Below are 19,942 nucleotides of genomic sequence, written 5' to 3'. Positions count from 1 at the left end.
GCCGAGCGCGGCCTTGAGGAAGGCAATCACGGCGAGGCCGGCGACTACGTCATCGAAAAGGCCTTCGTCGAGAAATAAGCCCCAGCCGGGCACCTCGAAGCGCCGCGCCGCGATCCGCGAGCGGGTATCGGCCATGCCGCATCTGCAAAGCGCGCGCCGCGCTTTTGCGCCAGTGTAGCCGCGTTCTGTTTCGATCGCGGTACCCAGTCATGAACATGCGCGTGTCCCAAGCCGCCCACTCCGCCACCCCGGTCGGAATCGGCCAGTCGCTGCCGCGCAACGAGGATGCGGTCCTCGTCCGGGGCGAGGGGCGCTACACCGACGACCTCTCTCTGGAGGGGCAGCTTCACGCCGCCTTCGTTCGCAGCCCGCATGCCCATGGCATCATCCGCGAGATCGACGTCTCGGCGGCGCGGGCCATGAAGGGCGTCGTCGCGGTCTACACGGCCGATGATCTCGAAGGCCAGGGCTACGGCACGCTGAAATGCCAGCTCGACATGACCAGCCGCGACGGAACGCCGTTGAGGAAGCCGGTGCGGAAGGCGCTGGCCATCGACAAGGTCCGCTATGTCGGCGACCCCGTGGCGATGGTCGTGGCCCGCACGCCCGCGCAGGCCCGCGACGCGGCCGAGACGGTGGCACTCGATATCGACATCCTCCCGGCCGTCACCTCGGCGGAGGAGGCGCTTGAGCCCGGCGCGCCGCAGCTCTTCGACGACGTCCCCGGTAACCTCGTCCTCGACTATCATTTCGGCGACGCCGCCAAGGTCGCCGCGGCCTTCGCCGAGGCCGCGCATGTCACGAAGTTGCGGATCGTCAACAACCGCATCGTGGTGAACCCGATCGAGCCCCGTGCCGCGATCGGCGCCTATGACCGCAAGACCGGCCGCTACACGCTCCATGCCCCGAGCCAGGGTGCCTTCGGCATGCGCAACAACCTCGCCGCGGCGATGGGTGTTCCCGCAGGGCGGATGCGGCTGGTCACCGGCCATGTCGGCGGCTCCTTCGGCATGAAGGCCTCGGTATTTCCCGAATATGTCGTGCTGCTGCACGCGGCGCGGCTGCTGAAGAAGCCGGTGAAATGGACCGACCAGCGCGCGGAGAGCTTCGTCTCCGACCATCACGGCCGGGACATGGCCTTCGAGGCCGAGCTCGCGCTCGATGCGCGCGGCCGCTTCCTGGCGACGCGCTTCACCGGCTTCGGCAATATGGGCGGCTATCTCTCCTCGGTCGGGCCGATGATGGCGACGCTCAACATCGGCAAGAACAGCGTCGGCATGTACCGCACGCCGCTGGTCGAGGTCGCGACCCGCTGCGCCGTCACCAATACCGTGCCGATCGCGGCCTATCGCGGCGCCGGGCGCCCCGAGGGCAATTACTTCATGGAGCGGCTGATCGATGCCGCCGCCCGCGAGATGAAGATCGACAAGGCCGTGCTCCGGCAGCGCAACCTGATCCCCACGGACAAGCTGCCCTGGACCACGCCGATCGGGACGCAATATGACAGCGGCGATTTCCCGGCGCTCTTCGCCCGGGCGCTGGAGGCGGCCGACTGGAAGGGCTACCGGGCCCGCGAACGCGCCAGCCGCAAGGCCGGGAAACTGCGCGGCCGCGGCATCGGCTGCTATCTCGAGGTCACCGCACCGCCGACGAACGAGATGGGCGGCATCCATTTCGAGCCGGACGGAACCGTCACCATCGTCACCGGCACGCTCGATTACGGCCAGGGCCACTGGACGCCCTTCGCTCAGGTGCTGACGAGCCAGCTCGGCGTGCCCTTCGACAAGATCCGCCTCGTACAGGGCGACAGCGACAGGCTGATCGCCGGCGGCGGCACCGGCGGCTCGAAATCGATCATGGCGAGCGGCTCGGCGATCATCGAGGCGAGCGAGAAGGTCGTCGAGAAGGGCAAGGTTCTCGCCGCCCATTTCCTGGAGGCCGGCCTCCCCGACATCGAATTCGCCGAGGGCCGCTTCGGCATCGCCGGAACCGACCGCTCGATCGGCATCATGGAGCTGGCCGCAAGGGTGAGGACGTCCGCCTCCCTGCCTGATGATCTCCCCGCGACGCTGGATGTCGACCATGTCTTCAAGGCCGCGCCTTCGGCCTATCCCAATGGCTGCCATATCGCCGAGGTCGAGATCGATCCGGACACCGGGCAGGTCGAGATCGCCGGCTATGTCATGGTCAACGATTTCGGCACGCTGGTGAACCCGATGATCGTCGAGGGGCAGTTGCATGGCGGGGTCGTGCAGGGCATCGGGCAGGCGATCTACGAGATGACCAGCTATGACGAGGCCGGCCAGCTCATGACCGGCTCCTTCATGGACTACGCCATGCCGCGCGCGGCGGATGTGCCGTTCTTCACCTTCATCAGCCAGGGCGTTCCCACCCGCACCAACCGGGTCGGCGCCAAGGGCTGCGGCGAGGCCGGCTGCGCCGGCTCGCTACCCTCGGTGATGAACGCGATCGTCGATGCGCTCTCGCCCTATGGCGTCGATCATGTCGACATGCCGGCGACGCCCCTCGCGATCTGGCGGATCATCCACGAGCGCGGCGGCCACGCTTGACCGGCGGGGCCGAAGGCCCCGTCGCACCGACAGGTCGCGTTGGCATCGACATGGCGACAGGCCGGGACGAACACAGGCGCGATTCGCTGCCGGCTTGCGGATCGCGACGACGGAGTTCGGTTCCGATCGATGGCCGGGTTTGGGGCCGGTGCCCCCCACGCGCACCGCAACAGGAGAATCGGCTTCAAAAGCCCGATCTTCACCACGCCACGCGGGCACGGTCTCGACAGCGGTGACGGGAGTTAGGCCTTGGTGGAGCTGAGGGGATTCGAACCCCTGACCTCTGCAGTGCGATTGCAGCGCTCTCCCATCTGAGCTACAGCCCCAAGGCGCTGGCCTTCTAGGCCGTGCGTCGCGTGAATGTCAATCGTCTCCCTTGCCTCTTTCGGCAGGTGTCGGCGATATTCTGCGGCAACCTCTCCGGACAGGCCTAAAAGGAAGACCGATGCGTGCCGTTCTCGACGTGGTTCTGCTCGCGCTGCAGATCTATGTGTGGATTCTGATCGCCTCGGCCGTTCTGAGCTGGCTGATCGCCTTCAACGTCATCAACACCCGCAACCAGTTCGTCGCCACCGTCTGGGACATGCTCTACCGCATGACCGAGCCTGCGCTGCGGCCGATCCGCCAGCGGCTGCCCAATCTCGGCGGCATCGACATCTCGCCGATCATCCTGCTGCTGATCATCTACTTCATCCAGAGCGTGATCATCCGCTACATCTACCCCAACGTCTTCTGACGCGAAGCGGCTCCACCCGGGAGCGCCCTGCGCAGGACGCGACCCGCGGGCGGGCAGGATGCATTCGACCTCCCGGGCCGGCCCATGCAACATGCGGCCGCCGTCAGCTTCCGGAGGCCGCCCGTGTTCACCCCCACCACCCCCTATCGCAGCCAGAACTGGCACCTGACGAAGCCCGCCGCACGCGGCCGGCACGGCATCGTCGTCTCGCAGAGCCGGGAGGCGGCCGAGGCCGGCACGGCGATCCTCGAACAGGGCGGCAACGCGGCCGATGCCGCCGTCGCGGCCTGTTTCGCGCTCGCCGCCGTCGAACCCTGGAACAGCGGGCTGGGCGGCATCGGCTTCGCCGTCGTGCTCAAGGCGGGCGAGACCCGCGCGCAGGTCGTCGATTTCGGGCCGGTCGCGCCGCGCCGGGCCGACCCCGCCGACTACCCCCTCACCGGCGCGATGAAGAAGGATCTCTTCACCTGGCCCGAGGTCGTCGGCGATCGGAACATCCACGGCCCGCTCTCCTTCGTCATCCCCTCCTCGATCGCGGGCTACGCGAAGCTGAAGGAGGCCTTCGGCTCGGCGCTGCCGCTGGCGGACCTGCTCGCCCCCGCCATCGCGCTCGCGAAGCGCGGCTTGCCGGCCGATTGGTACACGACGCTCAAGGTCGCCTCCTCGGCTTCGGTGCTTCGCCTCTATGAGGAGAGCGCACGGATCTACCTCCCCGGCGGCCTGCCGCCGGTGCCGCCCTATCAGGGCTCGCCGGGCTTCATGGTGCTGGGCGAATTGCCGGCGACGCTGGAGCGGCTGGCGCAAGCCGGGCTCGACGATTTCTACCGGGGCGACATCGCGCGGCGTATCGCGGCCGACATCGCGTCCGCTGGCGGCGTGGTCGACGCGCAGGATCTGGCGGATTGCAAGGCCGAGATTCGCGAGGCGCCGAGCATCGCCTGGCGCGGCAGCCATCTCATCCACACCGCCGGCGGGCTGACCGCCGCGCCGACGCTGGAACGGGTCATCGCCGGCATGGCCGACGCCCCGACCGATGGGAGCGGTCCGTCCGCGGCCTGGTTCGCGCAGCTCTCGCGCGTGATGCGGCAGGCCTATCGCGAGCGGCTGGACGGGCTCGGCGCCGCCACCGCGGCCAAGGAGCCCGGCGATACCTGCACCACCCATCTCACCGTGGTCGACCGCGACGGCAACCTCGTCACTGTCACCACGACGCTGCTCTCCTCGATGGGCAGCCGCGTCGTGCTGCCCTCGACCGGCGTGCTGATGAACAACGGCATGATGTGGTTCGATCCCCGCCCCGGCAGCGCCAACGCCATCGCGCCGGGCGCCCGGCCGCTCTGCAACATGTGCCCGGTCGTCGTCACGCCGAAGGACGGCGGCTGGCCGCGCCTCGCGGCCGGCTCCTCGGGCGGGCGGCGCATCCTCGCCAGCGTCTACCAGACGTTGGCCTGGCAGCTCGATTTCGGGATGGAGGCCGAGGCAAACGCCCATCAGCCGCGCATCGACGTCTCCGGCCCCGATTCGACCAGCGCCGATCCGCGCCTGCCGGCCGAGACCCTCGCCGCGCTGGAGGCAGCCGGACCGACCGCGCTCGCCGAGCACGCCGTGCTGCCGATCAACTTCGCCTGCCCGAACTTCATCCGCGTCGACCGGAACGGCGCCGAGGGGTCGAGCGACGCGGCTTCGCCCTGGTCGGCGGCTGTGGCGGCGCAGCGCTGATCGTCTTGCGGCGTGCCGTGTTTGTTCGAAAACACGCCGTCATCCCGCAAAGATCGAACTCCGGAATAAGAAAAGGCGGCCACCCGGCCGCCTTTTCCTGTTCTCGCAGTGATGACCGCGCTCAGCTGCGCTTCACGCCCCAGGGATAGGGCGCCGAGCCCGCCAGCATCCCGGTGATGTTCTTGCGATAGGCGGTGCGGCTCAAGAACTGGCCAAGCGGGACCGTCGCGACCTCCTCCAGCGCCAGCCGGCCCAGTTCCCCGGCGGTCTTGCGCTGCGCCGCCTCGTCGGCGGCATAGAGCCAGGCCTCGGCGAGTTCCTCGGCCTTGTCGCTCTTCCACCAGCCGAACCAGCCCTTCTCACCCTGGCCACGGACGATCGTGGACTGGGCCGGGTCGCCCCAGCTGATCGCCGAGCCGGTGGTGTGGAAGATGCTCCAGCCGCCCTTCTCGACCGCCTCGCGGCTGCCGCGGCGCTGGACCACGGTGCCCCAGTCGCTCGCCGCCATCTCGACATTCATGCCGAGCTTCTTCAGCAATTCGAAGGTCACCTCGCCCAGCGGCCCGATATCCGGGAAGTCGGTCGGATTGATGATGACGACCTTCTCGCCGTTGTAGCCGGATTCCTTCAGCGCCGCCTTCGCCTTGTCGAGGCTCTGCGGCATCAGGTCTTCCTGCTCGCCGGCATAATAGGGCGTACCGCGCCACCACAGGCTGCGGCAGGTCTGCCAGAGCGTGGTGTCGTCGCCCTGGGTCGCGCGCATATAGTCTTCCTGCTTCACCGCCATGCGCACGGCCGCCCGGATCTTCGGATTGTTGAAGGGCGCCTGAAGATGGTTGAGGCGCATGATCGCGCCGCGGCCGGCCTTGTCGATCACCTCCTGCTTGATGTCGGCATTGCCAGACAGCATCGGCTGCAAATCGGCGAGCGGCCGCTCCCACCAGTCGACCTCGCCTCGGGTCAGTGCCGCCGCCGCCGTCGCGGGGTCCGGCAGGATGTTCCATTCGATGCGCTTGAAATAGGCGACCTTGCCGCCGGCATTGCGGCTCGCGGGCTCGCTGCGCGGCTTGTAGGCCTCGAACTTCTCATAGGCGACGCGGCTGCCCGAGACATAATCCGCTGGGACGAACTTGTAGGGACCGGAGCCGACCATCTCGGTCACCTGCGTGTTCGCATCGGTCTTCGCCAGGCGCTCGGGCATGATCACCGGCGGCTGGTCGGATTTGCCCAGGCATTCCAGCATCCGCGGGAAGGGCCGCTTGAGCTTGATCTCGATCGTGCGCTCGTCAGGCGCGCCCCATTCCTCGACAGCCCGGCCCAGCAGCTGGCCGTAAGGGTCCCGCTGGGTCCAGCGCTTGACGCTGGCGGCGCAGTCGGCGGCCTTGACCGGCGTTCCGTCATGGAAGGTCAGCCCTTCCCGCAGCTTGATGCGCCAGGTTTTGCCGTCGGCGGAAACCTCGTGCCCCTCCGCCATCTGCGGCTGGGGCTTCAGGTTCTCGTCGGCCCCGTAGAGCATGTCGAAGACGTAATAGGCATGGTTGTTGGTCACGGTCGCGGTCGTCCAGATCGGATCGAGCGCCGAGAGGTTGGCCTGCGGCACGAACTTCATCAGTGTCGCCGATGCCTGCGCGCTGGCTTGCTCCGGCAGCAGCGGGCCGGCAAGCCCGAGCGCTGCCGTACCCATCAAAAATTCACGACGTCTCATCTGCGTTCTCCCCTTTTATGGTTGATCTTTGCTGGTGCGTGGGCGGTCATTGCCGGCCGTGGCCGATCTTGGCCCATCCATCAGTCGAAGCCCATGAAATTCGGGCTCTCGCTGATCGGGCGGGCCTTGGCGAGCCTGGCGAGGTCGGGCACGGGCCGGGCCGTCAGCGGATCGCCGGCGAGCTGCGCCTCCAGCGCCGCTGCGACCGCCAGAACCTTGGCGTCGCCGCCGCGCGGGCCGACGATCTGCAGGCCGAAGGGCATGCCGTTGCGGTCGAGCCCGACCGGCAGCGAGATGGCGGGATGGCCGACGACCGTGACCGCATAGGCCATGGCGAGCCAGTGGAAATAGGTCCGCGTCGGCTTGCCGTCGATCTCGGCCGGATAGAGCTCGCTCCAGGGTCGCGGGCTCAGCGTCATCGCCGGCGACAGGATGACGTCGTAATCGGCGAAGAAATGCTGCCAGCGCTGATAGATCGCCGTCTGCTGCTTCATCGCCCGGGTCACGTCGAGCGCGGAATAGCCCAACCCCTCCTCGACATTGGCGCGGACATTCGGCCCGACCAGATCCGGCGTGTCGCGCACCTTGTCGTGATGTCCGGCGAGGAAGGCGACCGCCCGCAGGATCTCGAAGACCTCGTCGGTGCCTTCGCAATCCGGCGTCGCCGCCTCGGCCGCACGGAAGAGGTGGCTGAAGGCGCCGGTCTTTTCGGCGAAGGTTTCGCGAATCAGGCGCTCGGTCGGCGCGAAGCCGAAATCCGGTGTCAGCGCGACCTTGAGCGAGGCGAGGTCGATGGCGTCCGGCCGGGCGAAATCCTCCGGCCGCCGCACCGTCCTGCCATGGATCGTCGTCGCCAGCGGATCGGCCGCGTCATCGGAGACCATGGTCGAGAGCAGCAGGCACAGATCCGGCACGTTGCGGGCCATCGGCCCGAGCACGGAAAGAGGGGTCCAGCCGAGCGCGCGCTTCTCGCTGGGCACCAACCCCGGCGACGGCCGGAAGCCGACGATGCCGTTGAAAGCCGCCGGGTTGCGCAGCGAGCCGCCCGTGTCGGAGCCGGTGGCGAGCGGCACCATATTGGTCGCCAGCACGACGCCCGAGCCGCCCGACGAGCCGGCCGCGCTCTTCGTCGGATCGAAGGGGTTGCCGGTCACGCCATAGACGGCATTGCGGGTATTGGCGCCCGCCCCCCATTCCGGCGTGTTGGTCTTGCCCGCGATGATCGCGCCGGCCTTGCGCACGGAGGCGACGATGAGCTGGTCCTGCTTCGGCACGAAATCGCGATAGAGCGGGCTGCCATAGGTCGTGCGCAGGCCCGCGACATTCTCCAGATCCTTGATGCCGACCGGCAGGCCGTGCAGCGCGCCGAGCGCCTCTCCACGCACCGTCGCCTCGTCGGCCGCCGCCGCGGCCTTGCGGGCGGCCTCGTCGTCGCGCGCCACCATGGCGTTCACGGCCGGGTCGATCGCATCCATGCGGCGGATGCAGCTTTCGAGCAGTTCGCGGGCGGAGAGCTTCTTGGCGCCGATCAGGGCGCGCGCGGTGACGGCGGTGAGGTCGCAGGGTTCAGTCAAGGCATGGTCTCCATTGTGCCTGCCCCTCAGCAAGCGTTATGCCGGGCGCCGAGCGTCCGGTGTGACAGCGTAGGAAAAACGAAAGCGGAATGTCCATGACCGAAGCGCGCATGGCTGACCTTCGGACAAGGGCGAGCCGGTGAGCAAGGCGGCGAGCCCGTTCTGGCGGGAGACGCCCAGCGGCGTGCAAGTCTCGGTGCGGCTCACGCCACGCGGCGGGCGCGACGCGCTCGACGGCGTCGAGACGCTCGCCGATGGCCGCGCCGTGCTGAAGGCGCGCGTCCGCGCCGCCCCGAGCGAGGGCGAGGCCAACGCCGCCCTGGTCGCGCTGGTCGCGAAGGAATTCGGGCTGCCGCGCTCTCAGGTCACGATCGCGGCCGGCGCCACCGCCCGGCTGAAAACCGTCGCCCTGCAAGGCGATCCGGCCGTGCTGGCGGCGCGGTTGCGGGCACGATTCGCCGCCGCCTGATCCTCGCTTCCATTGCCGCAGCGCAGCATCCGCTTGACGGACGCCTCGCTTTCCTGTTCGACAGGGCCATGGACAAGCCCGCGGCCCCCTTTCCCCAGCGGCTCACGGAAGGTTATCGCACCTTCCTCGACGATCGTTTCATCCGCGAGAAGGACCGATACGAGGAACTCGGCGAGAACGGCCAGACGCCGAAGATCATGCTGATCGGCTGCTGCGATTCGCGCGTCTCGCCGGAGGTCATCTTCGATGCGCGGCCGGGCGAGATGTTCGTTGCCCGCAATATCGCCAATCTCGTGCCGCCCTTCGCGCCGGACGACCAGCTTCACGGCACCTCGGCCGCGCTCGAATATGCGATCCAGGCGCTCAAGGTCGAGCATATCGTCGTGCTCGGCCATGGCCGCTGCGGCGGCATCCGCGCCTTCGCCGACGACAGCCAGGAGGCGCTCTCGCCCGGCGACTTCATCGGCAAATGGATCACCCTGATCGGGCCGGCCGCCGAACGCACCGGCGGGCGCGGCCGCAACGAAAGCTTCGACGACTACCTGCACCGGCTGGAACTCGCCTCGATCCAGCAATCGCTCGCCAATCTGCGTACCTTCCCCTGCGTGCAGATCCTCGAAAGCAAGGGCCGGCTGCATCTGCACGGCGCCTATTTCGCAGTGGCGACCGGCGTGCTGATGATCCTCGACCCCGCGACCGGGCAGTTCATCCCCGCCGTCGGCGAGATGCCCAAGCGGGTCCAGCAGATCCGCTGCATCGAGGGTTAGGCCGCCGAGCTGGCGGAGCATCGCGCGTCATGCCCGGGCTTGCCCCCGAGCATCTCACGACACGGAGGCGCAGGCGCCCCTTCTGTAAGAGTTTCTCGGGTCTACGCTTCGCTCCGCCCGAGAATGACGCCTGTACGCCCGTATCAATCCCCATCCGCCAGCGGATGGAGATCGCGCACCAGGCTCTTCAAGCGCTCGTCGAGCACATGGGTGTAGATCTGGGTGGTGGCGATGTCGGCATGGCCGAGCAGTTCCTGCACCACGCGGAGATCGGCGCCGTTCTGCAGCAAGTGACTGGCGAAGGCATGGCGCAGGACATGCGGGCTCAAGGATGCGCCCGGCAGCCCGGCCGCGCCACCCAGCGCCTTGAGCTCGCGCCCGAAGGCCTGGCGGGTCAGATGCCCGCTTTCGCCGTCTGACGGAAAAAGCCAGCGGCCATCCACCTGCCCGGCTTCGCGCAGCGCGTCGAGCCAGGCGCGGGCGGCGGCACGCGCCGCCTCGTTCAGCGGCACCAGCCGCTCCTTGTCGCCCTTGCCGCGCACGATCAGGAAGCGCTCGCGCGTCGTCGCGGCCGAGAGCGGCAGCGCGATCAGCTCCGAGACGCGCAAGCCCGTCGCATAGAGCATCTCGACGAGGCAGCGCATCCTGAGCGCCCTCAGCCGGGCGGCCTGCGTCAGCCCCTCGCGCTCGCAGGCCTCGCGCGCCGCGCCGAGCAAACGGTCGACATCGCCGACGGACACGACCTTGGGCAGCGGCCGGCCCTGACGCGGCCCCGCGATCGCGGCCGTGGGGTCGCTGCCGGAGAGCCCCTCCGTATAGAGGAAGCGGTGGAACTGCCTGACGGCCGAGAGCCTTCGCGCCGCCGAGGACGCCTTCAGCCCCCGCCCCGCCAGATCGGCGAGCCAGCCGCGAATATCGTCCGAGGTCGCGCTCTCCAGTGGCTTGCCGGCGAGGAAGACGAGGTAATCCGAGACATCGCGCTCATAGGCATCGAGCGTGTTGCGCGCCGCCCCGCGCTCGGCCGCCAGCATGTCGAGGAAGGTGTTGAGGCGCTGGCGCGGGATCCGGCTCATTTCGGCTGCAGCCTCGCCGGCGGCACGATCTCGACCATCTCGCGCTGCACCGGCTGGACGAAGGTGACGAGCGCGATCATGCCCGCGAAGACCAGCCCGGCGATGACGGCGACGAAGAACAGGAACCGGAACAGGGTCGGCACGTCTGGCGAACTTTCGCTCTTGCTTTACGGCACCGGCCTTGTCCGAAAACCGCATGCCGCGTCGAGGGCCGATGCGCGCGCAGTTGTCGGCGCACCACTGTTATCCGCGATGCCGCCCGGCCGGCGCAAGGGCAAGCACGCCACAGCGATGCGTAAAACTCTTCGAAATCGGGCCGGACGAGGCGTGACAGAGGCATGACGCAGGCCGTCGCTGCGTGCTACATCCCCGCCCGAGGAAACGAGCCAGCATGACCGTCGAAACCATCCCAGCTCCGGAAACCGTCGATTTACGTGGCGCGCTCGGCCGCCGTGCCGTCGTGCTGATCGGCATGATGGGCTCGGGCAAGAGCTCGATCGGCCGGCGGCTCGCCAGCCGTCTCGGCATGGGCTTCGTCGACGCCGATATCGAGATCGAGACCGCAGCCGGCATGTCGATCCCCGAAATCTTCGCGCAGCGCGGCGAGGCCGAGTTCCGCGACGGCGAGCGGCGCGTGATCAGCCGCATCCTGACGACGCAGGCGCCCCTGGTGCTCGCGACCGGCGGCGGCGCCTTCATGAATGCCGAGACCCGCGTCCGGGTGAAGGAGCTCGGCGTCTCGGTCTGGCTGAAGGCCGAGCCGGACGTGCTGATGCGCCGCGTGCGCAAGCGCTCGAACCGCCCGCTCCTGCAGACGGCCGATCCGGAGGCGACGCTGCGCGCCATGCTGGCCCAGCGCGAGCCGGTCTATGCGCTGGCCGATCTCACCATCCAGTCGCGCGACGAGCCCCATGAGGTCATCGTCGGTGAAATTGTCGCCGCATTGGAACGCTACCTTGGCGTCGCGGCTGGCGGAGTCGCTGAATCATGAACGCCACCATGTCCCGCGAAACCGGGGCCCGCATCGTCGTCCCCGTCGCGCTCGAGGGCCGCGGCTACGACATCCATATCGGGCGCCACCAGCTCTGCGAGGCGGCGGCGCTGATCGCCGCCTTCGCGCCCGGCGCCCGCGCCGCCCTCGTCACCGACGAGAGCGTCGCTGCGCTCCATGGCGCGGCCTTCGAGACCTGCCTGCAGCAGGAAGGCATCGCGGCGACCCGGATCACCATCCCGCCGGGCGAAGCCTCCAAATCCTATGCCCAGTTCGTCGCGCTCTGCGACGCCCTGCTGGCGGCGAAGATCGAGCGCAACGACCTCGTCATCGCGTTCGGCGGCGGCGTCGTCGGCGACCTCACCGGCTTCGCCGCGGCGGTGCTGCGCCGCGGCGTGCGCCTGATCCAGGTTCCGACGACCCTGCTCTCGCAGGTCGATTCCTCCGTCGGCGGCAAGACCGGCATCAACTCGCCGCACGGCAAGAACCTGATCGGCGCCTTTCACCAGCCGGCCCTCGTCATCGCCGACACCGCCTTGCTCGACACGCTGAGCGAGCGCGAGTTCAAGGCCGGCTATGCCGAGGTGGTGAAATACGGGCTGATCGACGACCCCGCCTTCTTCGACTGGTGCGAGGCCAACTGGGGCCGCGTCATCGCCGGCGGCCCGGAACGCGACCACGCCGTCGCCGTCTCCTGCCGCGCCAAGGCGGCGATCGTCGCCCGCGACGAGCGCGAGGAGGGCGACCGCGCCCTCCTCAATCTCGGCCATACCTTCGCCCACGCGCTGGAACGGCTGACGGGCTACGATTCCCGCCGCCTCGTCCATGGCGAGGCTGTCGCCATCGGGCTCGCGCTCGCCTTCCGCTTCTCGCAGCGGCTGGAGCTCTGCTCCGGCCAGGATGCGGGACGCGTCGCCCGCCATCTCGACCATGTCGGCCTGCCGAGCCGGTTGCAGCAGGTTCCGGGCGGGGCCGGCAGCGCCGAGGAAATCCTCGCCGCCATGGCGCAGGACAAGAAGGTCAAGCGCGGCGCGCTGACCTTCATCCTCGCCCGCGGCATCGGCAAGAGCTTCATCGCGCCCGGCGTCGCGGCCGAGGAGGTCAAGGGGTTCCTCGAAGCCGAGCTCGCCGCCAACGGCGCGGCGCACTGATCGCGTTGCCGGATCGGCCTACGGGCTGAACACCAGCACGATGAAGACGAAGAACACCGCCAGATGCACCGCGCCTTCCAGCATGGTCGTGCGCGTGCCGGTGAAGGTCAGCGTCGAGAGCAGCAGGGTCATCGCGGCGATCACCATATTGGTCGCCGACAGGCCGAGCACCACCGGCTGGCCGGTGAAGACGCCGATCAGCAGCACGGCCGGCACGGTCATGCCGAGCGTCGAGGCGGCGGCACCCAGGCACAGATTGATGGCGCGCTGGAGCTGATTGCCGGTGATCGCCTTGAGCGCGGCGATGCATTCCGGCGTGAACACCACCATCGCGATCAGGATGCCGCCCAAAGCCGTCGGCGCGCCGAGCTTGACGATGCCGAAATCCAGCACCGCGGCGAGGCTCTTCGACAGGATCACGATGGGCAGGATATTCGCCAGCAGCAGCCCGATGCGCGGCAGGATTTCCCGCGCCGTGGAGGACGAGGCTTCGCCCCCTTCTGCGACGGCCGCGGCAGCGGACACCTCGCCTTCCGGCGCCGGCTCGTGGAAGAACGCGCTGTGGCGGCCGGTCTGCAGGATGAGGAAGGCGCCGTAGAGCGCCAGGGTGAAGATCGAGAAGGCGACCGCCTGGAAGGAGGTCAGCGTCCCGTCCGTGGTCGAGGTCGTGAAATTCGGCAGGAAGAGCGGGATCACCGTCAGCGGGATGATGACCGCGAGATAGGCGGAGGCGCCTTTCAGGTTGTAGCGCTGCGAGAAATGCCTGAGGCCGCCGATCAGGAGCCCGATGCCGACCACCCCGTTGAGCACGATCATCAGCACCGCGAACATGGTGTCGCGGCCGAGCGTCGGCGCGCCCTTGGCGCCCAGCATCACGGCGCCGACGAGCGCGACCTCGATGATGACGATCGACAGCGTCAGGATCAGCGTGCCGTAAGGCTCGCCCAGCCGCTCCGCCAGCTCCTCCGCCTCATGCACCACCCCGAACGCGGACCAGATGATCACGGCGAGCAGCCAGAGAAAGACCAGCAGCGACGGCAGCGGCGCGCCAAGCTGGCCGAGCAGGCTGTCGCCGAACAGCTGGAAAGCGACAACGGAAGCCCAGGCACAGGCGAGGCGAAACAACATCATGCTGAAATGGCTCTGATTTTCGACGGCAAGGCGGTGATTGTCGCATAATCGCTCGACGCTGTCTCGACGGTCGCCCTGAGCTGCGACGATCCTTCTGCCATCCGTCGCTATTTCCTATCGTATTGATCGAGCAGGGTGGCCCCGTCGGCTCCAGTGCTGCGGCGCCAGCTCTCGATGGCACCACGCCCGGCCTTGGCCAGGGTTTGCGCGACATCCGCCGGCACATCGGCACGAATCGAGACCTTGTTGGCCCGCATGCGAGCATAGTTCTCGTCGAGCCGCGTGCGGATCGCGGCCCATTGCCGCGCTTCCGTATCCTTCGCAGCCGCGTCGACGACCTGCCTGAGATCGGCCGGCAGTGCCTCATAGGCTGCGAGATTGACCGTCGCGAGCGAGATCGGCATCGCGTAGTTCACTTCGGTGAAGTGAGGCAGAAAGTCCCAGAGATTGCGCCCCGCGCCACCATCTCCGGAGGAGAGCACGGCCGTGACCGAGCCGTCCTTCACTTTGGGCATCGCATCGGCGAAGGAGAGATTGGCCGCCTTGGCGCCTGCCGCGTCCATCACCGCGGTCGAGGTCGCGTCATAGGTCCGGATCGACAGGCCTGTGAGGTCAGCCGCCGAATCGAGCGGCGCCTTCGACCAGATGCCCGAGGCCGGCCAGGGCGTGGTGTAGAGGATCTTCTGGCCGAAACCGGCGAGCTTCTTCTCATAGACCGGCCGCGCCAGATCGGTCAGGCGGCGGGCATCGGCGATCGAGGTCGCCAGGAAGGGTAGCGAGGACAGGCCGAACAGCGGATCGACCGCGCCGAGAGCTCCGGCGAAGGCGTCACCCGCGGCGACCTCGCCCTTCTGCACGGCGGCGATCATCTGCGCCGACTTGATGCCGCGCTTGGCATCGTAGCTGGGGCGGATCGTCAGGCGCCCGCCGGATCGTTCATTGACCAGCCTGGCGAAGGTCGCGACGCCTTCGCCAGGGATCGCCGTTTCCGGATATTCCGTCGGCATGTCCCAGGTCGTCTGCGCCAGGGCAGCGCCCGCACCGAGAAGGAGGCCGGAGACGAGAAAACCAGCCGCGAGCCAACGCATGAGAAACCCTCTTTTTGCTGTGCCGGAGCATTCCAGCAAGAGGGGCGTCCCTCCGTCAATCCGCCCGCAATTTCTGCGCCAGCGGGCTCGGAGTCTCCGCCACCAGCTCGGCGGCCGGCTTGTCGGCGACCAGATACTGCGCCCGCGCCAGCGCCGCAAAGCGCCCGCCCTTGGCGACCAGCTCGTCGAAGGTGCCCATCTCCTCGACCTCGCCCTGCTCGAAGACGAGGATGCGGTCGGCGTTGCGGATCGTCGCGAGCCGATGCGCGATGACGAAGGTGGTGCGCCCCTTCATCACCTCCTCCAGCGCCTTCTGCAGCTTGACCTCGGTCGCGGCATCGAGCGCCGAGGTCGCCTCGTCGAGGATCAGGATCGGCGGGTTCTTGAGCAACGCGCGGGCGATTGAGAGGCGCTGGCGCTCGCCGCCGGACAAGGTGCGGCCGCGCTCGCCGACGAGCGTGTCGAGCCCGTCCGGCTGGCGCGCCATCACCTCGGCGGCCTGGGCGCGGTCGAGCGCCTCCATCATCTCGGCATCGGTGGCATCGGGCTTGCCGACCTGCAGATTCTCGCGGATCGAACGGGCGAACAGCATCGGCTCCTGAAAGACGACGCCGATATTGCGCCTGAGCGAGAACAGCGAGATCTCGCGGATGTCCAGGCCGTCGATGGCGATGCGGCCCGATTGCGGGTCGAAGGCACGGTGCAGCAGCCCGAGCGTGGTCGACTTGCCCGAGCCGGTCGAGCCCACCACCGCGATCGTCTCGCCCGGCTTCACCGCGAAGGAGACGTCGCGCACCGCGGTGCGCTTGCCGTCATAGGAGAAGGACACGTCCTCGAAGGCGACCGCGCCCACGAGCCGGCCGGGATCGGGCGCGTTCGGCAGGTCTCGCACCGTCGGCGCCGTGTCGAGCACCTCGAAGAACTCGCGCATCTTCGGCGCCTGCATGAAGATGAAGTTCACGAAGGCGACGATCTGCTCGAGACGCCCGACCAGCATGGTGGCGAAGCCCATGAAGGTGACGATCTCGCCCACCGTCGTCTGGCCGTGCATCAGCAGCCAGGTGCCGACGATGAAGATCGCCAGCACCGTCAGCGTCGCCGAGGCCCGGGTCGCGACATTCGCCACCGCCCACCAGGACAGCACCGGCAATTGCGCGTTGAGCAGGCTCGTGATGGTCGAGCGCAGGCCGCGCACCTCCGCCTCGATGCGGGTGAAGCTCTGGATCACCGGCACGTTGCCGAGCGCATCCGAGGCTTTTTCGGCCAGGCTCGAATGATAGGATTCGACATTGCGCTGGAGCTGGTCGGTCCGGCGCAGCACGAAGCCGGTGAGCGCGCCGAACAGCACGACGAGGCCGATCAGCAGCAGGCCGAGCTGCCAGTTCTTCCAGAGCGTGAAGGGCAGCAGCACGAACAGCGCGACGATCGAGGCGCATTGCTCGCGAAAGAAGGAGAGCCACAGCCCCCACATCGCGCTGGCGCCGTCGAGCATCACCTTGAGGACGCGGCCGGAATGCGTCTGCGTGTGATAGGCGAGCGGCAGGGTCAGCGCATGCTCGAAATACTGCGCCATCACCGCGAGCCGGCGCCGATGCGCGAGCCGGTCGGCATGGAGCGCGACGAAGACCCCGAGCCCGATATTGGCGAGGCCGAAGCCGACCCAGGCCAGGATCAGGATGTCGATGCTGTCCCAGGTCAGCTTGCCGCCGGAGGACTGGATCGTCGTCAGCCGGTCGATCAGCGCGCCGAACAGCATCGGCTCGGCGAAGGCCACGGCCGCCAGCAGGATGTTGGCGAGCGCCAGCACGACGCCCAGCCGCCTTTCCGGGCCGAGTTCGCCGAGGACGCGGGCATAGAGGGCAAGCAGCGACATCGGCCGACTCTTAACGGAGCGTTTCGCCGGGGCAAGCACCCAAACCTTAACGCTTCGTTCAAACCACACCTCTTATGGTCTCGCACTGCGGAAAGCCCCGGCCCGCGACCCCGGAGCAGCGCGTGCATCAGGGTGCTCTTATGGATCTCGCCACCGGCGCAGGTATTCTGGGGGGTATCGCGACGATCGTCGCGCTGATCCTGATCGATGGCGGCAATTTCGCCGCCTATTGGGACAAGCACGCCGCGATCATCATCTTCGGCGGTGCCAGCGCGGCCACCATGCTGCGCTTTCCGTTTTCGGTGATCGCGCACGGCCTGCCGATGGGCGTCCGCTTCGCCTTCACCATGCGTTCCGTCAATCCCCGCGAGCTGATCGACGAGATCACGCGCGTCGCCGAGATCGCCCGCAAGAGCGGCCCGGTCGCGCTCGAGAATGTCGAGGTCTCCGACCCGTTCCTCGCCCAGGGGCTGCGCTACATCGCCGACGGCTACGACAAGGACTTCATCCGCGACACGATGGAGCGGGACCGCGACAACTTCCTGCAGCGGCTCGACGAAGGCTCCAAGGTCTACCGCGCCATCGGCGACTGCGCCCCCGCCTGGGGCATGATCGGCACGATTCTCGGCATGGTGACGATGTTCGCCAACATGTCCGACCCCTCCAGGCTCGGCCCGGCCATGGCGACGGCGCTGCTGGCGACGCTCTACGGCGCCATGGTCGCCAACATGTTCACGCTGCCGATCGCCGACAAGCTGCACATCAAGCTCGAGGAAGAGGAGATCTCGCGCACGCTGATCATCGACGGCGTGCTGCAGATGCGCGACGCCAAGAGCCCGACGCTGGTGCGCGAGATGCTGCTGGCCTACCTGCCCGACCACCATCGCGCAGAGATGGCGGCAGCGGCATGACCGGGCTCTAGGCCATGGCGAAGAAAAAACGCGGCGGTCACGGCGGCCACGGCTGGTTCGTGACCTTTGCCGATCTGATGGCGCTGCTCATGGCGTTCTTCGTCATGGTCGCCGCCTATTCGAGCCAGGACAAGCAGAAGATGCAGATCGTCGCCGGCTCGATGCGCGACGCCTTCGGCACGCAAAGCGACGTGCGGCTCGCCGGCATCGTCGAGCTCGACGGCATCCCGACCAAGACGCATATCAAGAACGCCTATATCCGCCCGCTGCAGGACGCCTCCGACAACACCGCGCCCAACCACAACAACCAGAAGGAAGACGGGCTGATCTCCGCGACCTACGATCGCGGCTTCGCGCTCGCTGCCGCCTCGCTGAGGCAAGCGCTGCGCGACATGCCGGAGATCGCCGAGGTCTCGCGCAACGTCCTCGTCGAGGTCTCCGAGGCCGGCATCGACATCCAGCTCGTCGATCAGGAGGGCCGCGCGATGTTCGCGGAAGGCTCGGCCCAGCCCAACGAGCGCATGCGCAAGGTGCTCGCCGCCATCGCCCCGACATTGCGGCGCATGTCCAACAAGATCGCCATTTCCGGCCACAGCGCGACGCCCCGCCCCGGCCAGCCGCCCGAAGGCGATATCTGGGGCCTCTCCGTCGCCCGCGCCAACGCCGTGCGCGCGCTTCTCGCCGGTGCCGGCGTGCCCAATGAGCGCTTCCTCTCCGTCACCGGCAAGGGCGATATCGAGCCGCTGATCAAGGACAACCCCTATCTGCCCTATAACCGGCGGGTCGGGATCGTGCTGAAGGCGGATGCGCCGGTGCTGCCGCAAGGGCTGAAGCCCTGAGAATAGCGATCAAGTACCGCGGTCAAGCCCCAGTATGACGGAGCGCCTCCGCCAGCGCCGCATCCGTCACCTCGGCCATCGCCATCTGCAGCTTGTAGGCCTGCGTCTTCGCGCCGGGCTGCATCACCAGGATCACCGTCTCGGTGCCCGGACAGCTCGGATCGGCGCAGAGGATCTCGTTGACGGCAATCACCGTCGTCTCGGGCAGGCCGAGCAACTCGCGAACCTGCCTCTTCAGGCTTTCGGCCACGGCCTTCGCCTCGGCTTTCACGCCGTCATCCTTGCGGGCCTCGCCCTTGCCGAAGAGCCCGAAGCGCATCGTGCCTAAGCCGGCAGCGTCAGCACGCCGGCGGCACCGTCCTCGGCACCGAAGGCGAGGCGCTTGCCGGCCTTGTCCCAGGCGAAGGCGCTGATGCCGCTGCCGCGCTCGGCCGGCCGTACCAGCAATTCGGAGCCGTCGGTCAGGCGCACCAGCAGGATGCAGCCATCGTCATAGCCGATCGCCAGAACCAGCGCGCCGGGATGGAAGGCGACGCGGGTGACGCGGGCATGGCGCACGCCGCACTCGCGCGGCGCCTTGCCCTGCGGCCCGTCGCCCTGGAAGGGCCAGACGATCGCGCCGTCCGCTCCGCTGGACGCGAGCCAGAGCCCGTCATGCGACCAGGACAGCGAGCGCGGCTTGGCCGGATAGCCGGTCATCCGCATATGGCCCGGCCTGTCACCGAGCTTCCAGCCATGCAGCGCGTTTTCCTGCATGGAGGTGACGACGAAGCGCCCGTCCGGCGACCAGGCGGCGTCGAGATGCGAGCCCTTCCAGTCGAGGAATTCCGGCTTCGCCTCGGTGTTCGGATACCAGAGCGAGACGCCGTTCATCTGCGCGACGGCGAGGCGATAACCCTTCGGCGCGAAGACGAGGCCTTGCGGCGTGCTCGCGGCCTCCAGCGTGCGGACGCGGCCCTTCTCGTCGCGGGCATGGACCGTCTTGCCGGTGTTCCAGGCGAGATGGCCCGAAGGCGACAGCGTGATCGCGTCGACCCAGCGCCGCTTCGGATCCTTCGCCAGCTCTTCCGGCTCGCCCTCGAACCGCGTTGCGACGACGCGCCCGTCATCCCCGCCCGAGATCAGCCGCTCATTGTCGCCGGTCGCGCAGAGGATGCCGCCGGCATGGGCCTCGACGCTGTCGGTCGCGCCGTCGCGCCAGCGCAGCACGCGCCCGTCGGCCAGCGCGAAGACGAGCCCCTGCTTCAGCCAGCGGGTGGCGACGACATGGTCTCCCGCCGCGATGGGGACGACATGCTCGCGCAGCGAGGTGGGTTGGGTCAAAGTAGCCATGACGCGGCTTTAA

The 19,942-nt window shown here is 68.2% G+C and carries 18 protein-coding genes and 1 tRNA gene; 9 read left to right on the top strand and 10 right to left on the bottom strand.

What is annotated here, in order from left to right; translation table 11 throughout:
* Positions 1 to 221 precede the first annotated feature (221 nt).
* Positions 222 to 2,570, top strand: a complete 2,349-nt coding sequence (locus AB6806_RS23450; RefSeq protein WP_370955651.1) for a xanthine dehydrogenase family protein molybdopterin-binding subunit — start codon at positions 222 to 224, stop codon at positions 2,568 to 2,570.
* Between the two features lie 250 nt (positions 2,571 to 2,820).
* Here the strand turns inward: AB6806_RS23450 and AB6806_RS23445 are convergent.
* Positions 2,821 to 2,896: transfer RNA gene (locus AB6806_RS23445), tRNA-Ala, on the bottom strand.
* Positions 2,897 to 3,015: 119 nt separating this feature from the next.
* Between AB6806_RS23445 and AB6806_RS23440 the strand changes: the two genes are divergently transcribed.
* The gene (locus tag AB6806_RS23440; RefSeq protein WP_038362916.1) at positions 3,016 to 3,306 is read left to right on the top strand and encodes a YggT family protein; all 291 of its coding nucleotides are present in this window, start codon (positions 3,016 to 3,018) and stop codon (positions 3,304 to 3,306) included.
* 123 nt (positions 3,307 to 3,429) lie between these two features.
* Complete coding sequence (locus AB6806_RS23435; RefSeq protein ID WP_210245689.1) at positions 3,430 to 5,025, top strand: gamma-glutamyltransferase; 1,596 nt, start codon at positions 3,430 to 3,432, stop codon at positions 5,023 to 5,025.
* Positions 5,026 to 5,146: 121 nt separating this feature from the next.
* Here AB6806_RS23435 and AB6806_RS23430 read toward each other — a convergent pair whose 3' ends face one another.
* The gene (locus AB6806_RS23430; RefSeq protein ID WP_038362913.1) at positions 5,147 to 6,730 is read right to left on the bottom strand and encodes an ABC transporter substrate-binding protein; all 1,584 of its coding nucleotides are present in this window, start codon (positions 6,728 to 6,730) and stop codon (positions 5,147 to 5,149) included.
* 80 nt (positions 6,731 to 6,810) lie between these two features.
* Positions 6,811 to 8,304, bottom strand: coding sequence for an amidase (locus AB6806_RS23425; RefSeq protein ID WP_142022859.1), 1,494 nt, complete (start codon positions 8,302 to 8,304; stop codon positions 6,811 to 6,813).
* 139 nt (positions 8,305 to 8,443) lie between these two features.
* Between AB6806_RS23425 and AB6806_RS23420 the strand changes: the two genes are divergently transcribed.
* Together AB6806_RS23420 and AB6806_RS23415 are read left to right on the top strand one after the other, a co-directional pair.
* Positions 8,444 to 8,773 carry a DUF167 family protein gene (locus tag AB6806_RS23420; protein ID WP_142022858.1) on the top strand — a complete coding sequence of 110 codons (330 nt, stop codon included), beginning with the start codon at positions 8,444 to 8,446 and terminating at the stop codon, positions 8,771 to 8,773.
* Positions 8,774 to 8,841: 68 nt separating this feature from the next.
* Positions 8,842 to 9,540 carry a carbonic anhydrase gene (locus tag AB6806_RS23415; protein WP_038362906.1) on the top strand — a complete coding sequence of 233 codons (699 nt, stop codon included), beginning with the start codon at positions 8,842 to 8,844 and terminating at the stop codon, positions 9,538 to 9,540.
* Between the two features lie 143 nt (positions 9,541 to 9,683).
* Here AB6806_RS23415 and AB6806_RS23410 read toward each other — a convergent pair whose 3' ends face one another.
* Both AB6806_RS23410 and AB6806_RS23405 read right to left on the bottom strand, forming a co-directional pair.
* Positions 9,684 to 10,613, bottom strand: coding sequence for a site-specific tyrosine recombinase XerD (locus tag AB6806_RS23410; RefSeq protein ID WP_038362904.1), 930 nt, complete (start codon positions 10,611 to 10,613; stop codon positions 9,684 to 9,686).
* Positions 10,610 to 10,756: a histidine kinase gene (locus AB6806_RS23405; protein WP_112761739.1), complete on the bottom strand. Its 147-nt coding sequence runs from the start codon at positions 10,754 to 10,756 to the stop codon at positions 10,610 to 10,612. The genes AB6806_RS23410 and AB6806_RS23405 overlap by 4 nt, the downstream gene beginning before the upstream one ends.
* Positions 10,757 to 11,004: 248 nt before the next feature.
* On the opposite strand from AB6806_RS23405, the gene AB6806_RS23400 reads away from it, so the two are divergent.
* Both AB6806_RS23400 and aroB read left to right on the top strand, forming a co-directional pair.
* A complete protein-coding gene (locus AB6806_RS23400) occupies positions 11,005 to 11,604 on the top strand; it encodes a shikimate kinase (protein WP_038362902.1) in 600 nt (199 codons plus the stop codon).
* A complete protein-coding gene (aroB, locus tag AB6806_RS23395; RefSeq protein ID WP_370955650.1) occupies positions 11,601 to 12,755 on the top strand; it encodes a 3-dehydroquinate synthase in 1,155 nt (384 codons plus the stop codon). The genes AB6806_RS23400 and aroB overlap by 4 nt, the downstream gene beginning before the upstream one ends.
* A gap of 18 nt (positions 12,756 to 12,773) precedes the next feature.
* On the opposite strand, the gene AB6806_RS23390 is transcribed toward aroB, so the two are convergent.
* The 3 genes from AB6806_RS23390 to AB6806_RS23380 form a co-directional block, all read right to left on the bottom strand.
* Entirely contained in the window at positions 12,774 to 13,886 is a 1,113-nt protein-coding gene (locus AB6806_RS23390; protein ID WP_112761738.1) for a calcium:cation antiporter, read from the bottom strand.
* Positions 13,887 to 13,993: 107 nt separating this feature from the next.
* The gene (locus AB6806_RS23385; RefSeq protein ID WP_038362896.1) at positions 13,994 to 14,974 is read right to left on the bottom strand and encodes a TRAP transporter substrate-binding protein; all 981 of its coding nucleotides are present in this window, start codon (positions 14,972 to 14,974) and stop codon (positions 13,994 to 13,996) included.
* A 55-nt stretch (positions 14,975 to 15,029) separates the two neighbouring features.
* Positions 15,030 to 16,847: a glucan ABC transporter ATP-binding protein/ permease gene (locus AB6806_RS23380; protein WP_142022856.1), complete on the bottom strand. Its 1,818-nt coding sequence runs from the start codon at positions 16,845 to 16,847 to the stop codon at positions 15,030 to 15,032.
* A 140-nt stretch (positions 16,848 to 16,987) separates the two neighbouring features.
* Between AB6806_RS23380 and AB6806_RS23375 the strand changes: the two genes are divergently transcribed.
* Both AB6806_RS23375 and AB6806_RS23370 read left to right on the top strand, forming a co-directional pair.
* A complete protein-coding gene (locus AB6806_RS23375) occupies positions 16,988 to 17,758 on the top strand; it encodes a motility protein A (protein WP_038362894.1) in 771 nt (256 codons plus the stop codon).
* 14 nt (positions 17,759 to 17,772) lie between these two features.
* Positions 17,773 to 18,597 carry an OmpA/MotB family protein gene (locus AB6806_RS23370; RefSeq protein ID WP_370955649.1) on the top strand — a complete coding sequence of 275 codons (825 nt, stop codon included), beginning with the start codon at positions 17,773 to 17,775 and terminating at the stop codon, positions 18,595 to 18,597.
* 22 nt (positions 18,598 to 18,619) lie between these two features.
* Here AB6806_RS23370 and AB6806_RS23365 read toward each other — a convergent pair whose 3' ends face one another.
* On the bottom strand, positions 18,620 to 18,916 hold the full coding sequence (locus AB6806_RS23365) for a hypothetical protein (protein ID WP_370955648.1): 297 nt from the start codon (positions 18,914 to 18,916) through the stop codon (positions 18,620 to 18,622).
* A gap of 5 nt (positions 18,917 to 18,921) precedes the next feature.
* Positions 18,922 to 19,929, bottom strand: a complete 1,008-nt coding sequence (locus AB6806_RS23360) for a WD40 repeat domain-containing protein (protein WP_370955647.1) — start codon at positions 19,927 to 19,929, stop codon at positions 18,922 to 18,924.
* Between the last annotated feature and the right edge of the window lie 13 nt (positions 19,930 to 19,942).

Source organism: Allobosea sp. RCC_152_1 (genome assembly GCF_041360765.1).
Lineage (GTDB): Bacteria > Pseudomonadota > Alphaproteobacteria > Rhizobiales > Beijerinckiaceae > Allobosea > Allobosea spartocytisi.
The sequence above is the reverse complement of the archived record's forward strand: the minus strand, read 5'-3'. Positions and strand labels throughout refer to the sequence as shown.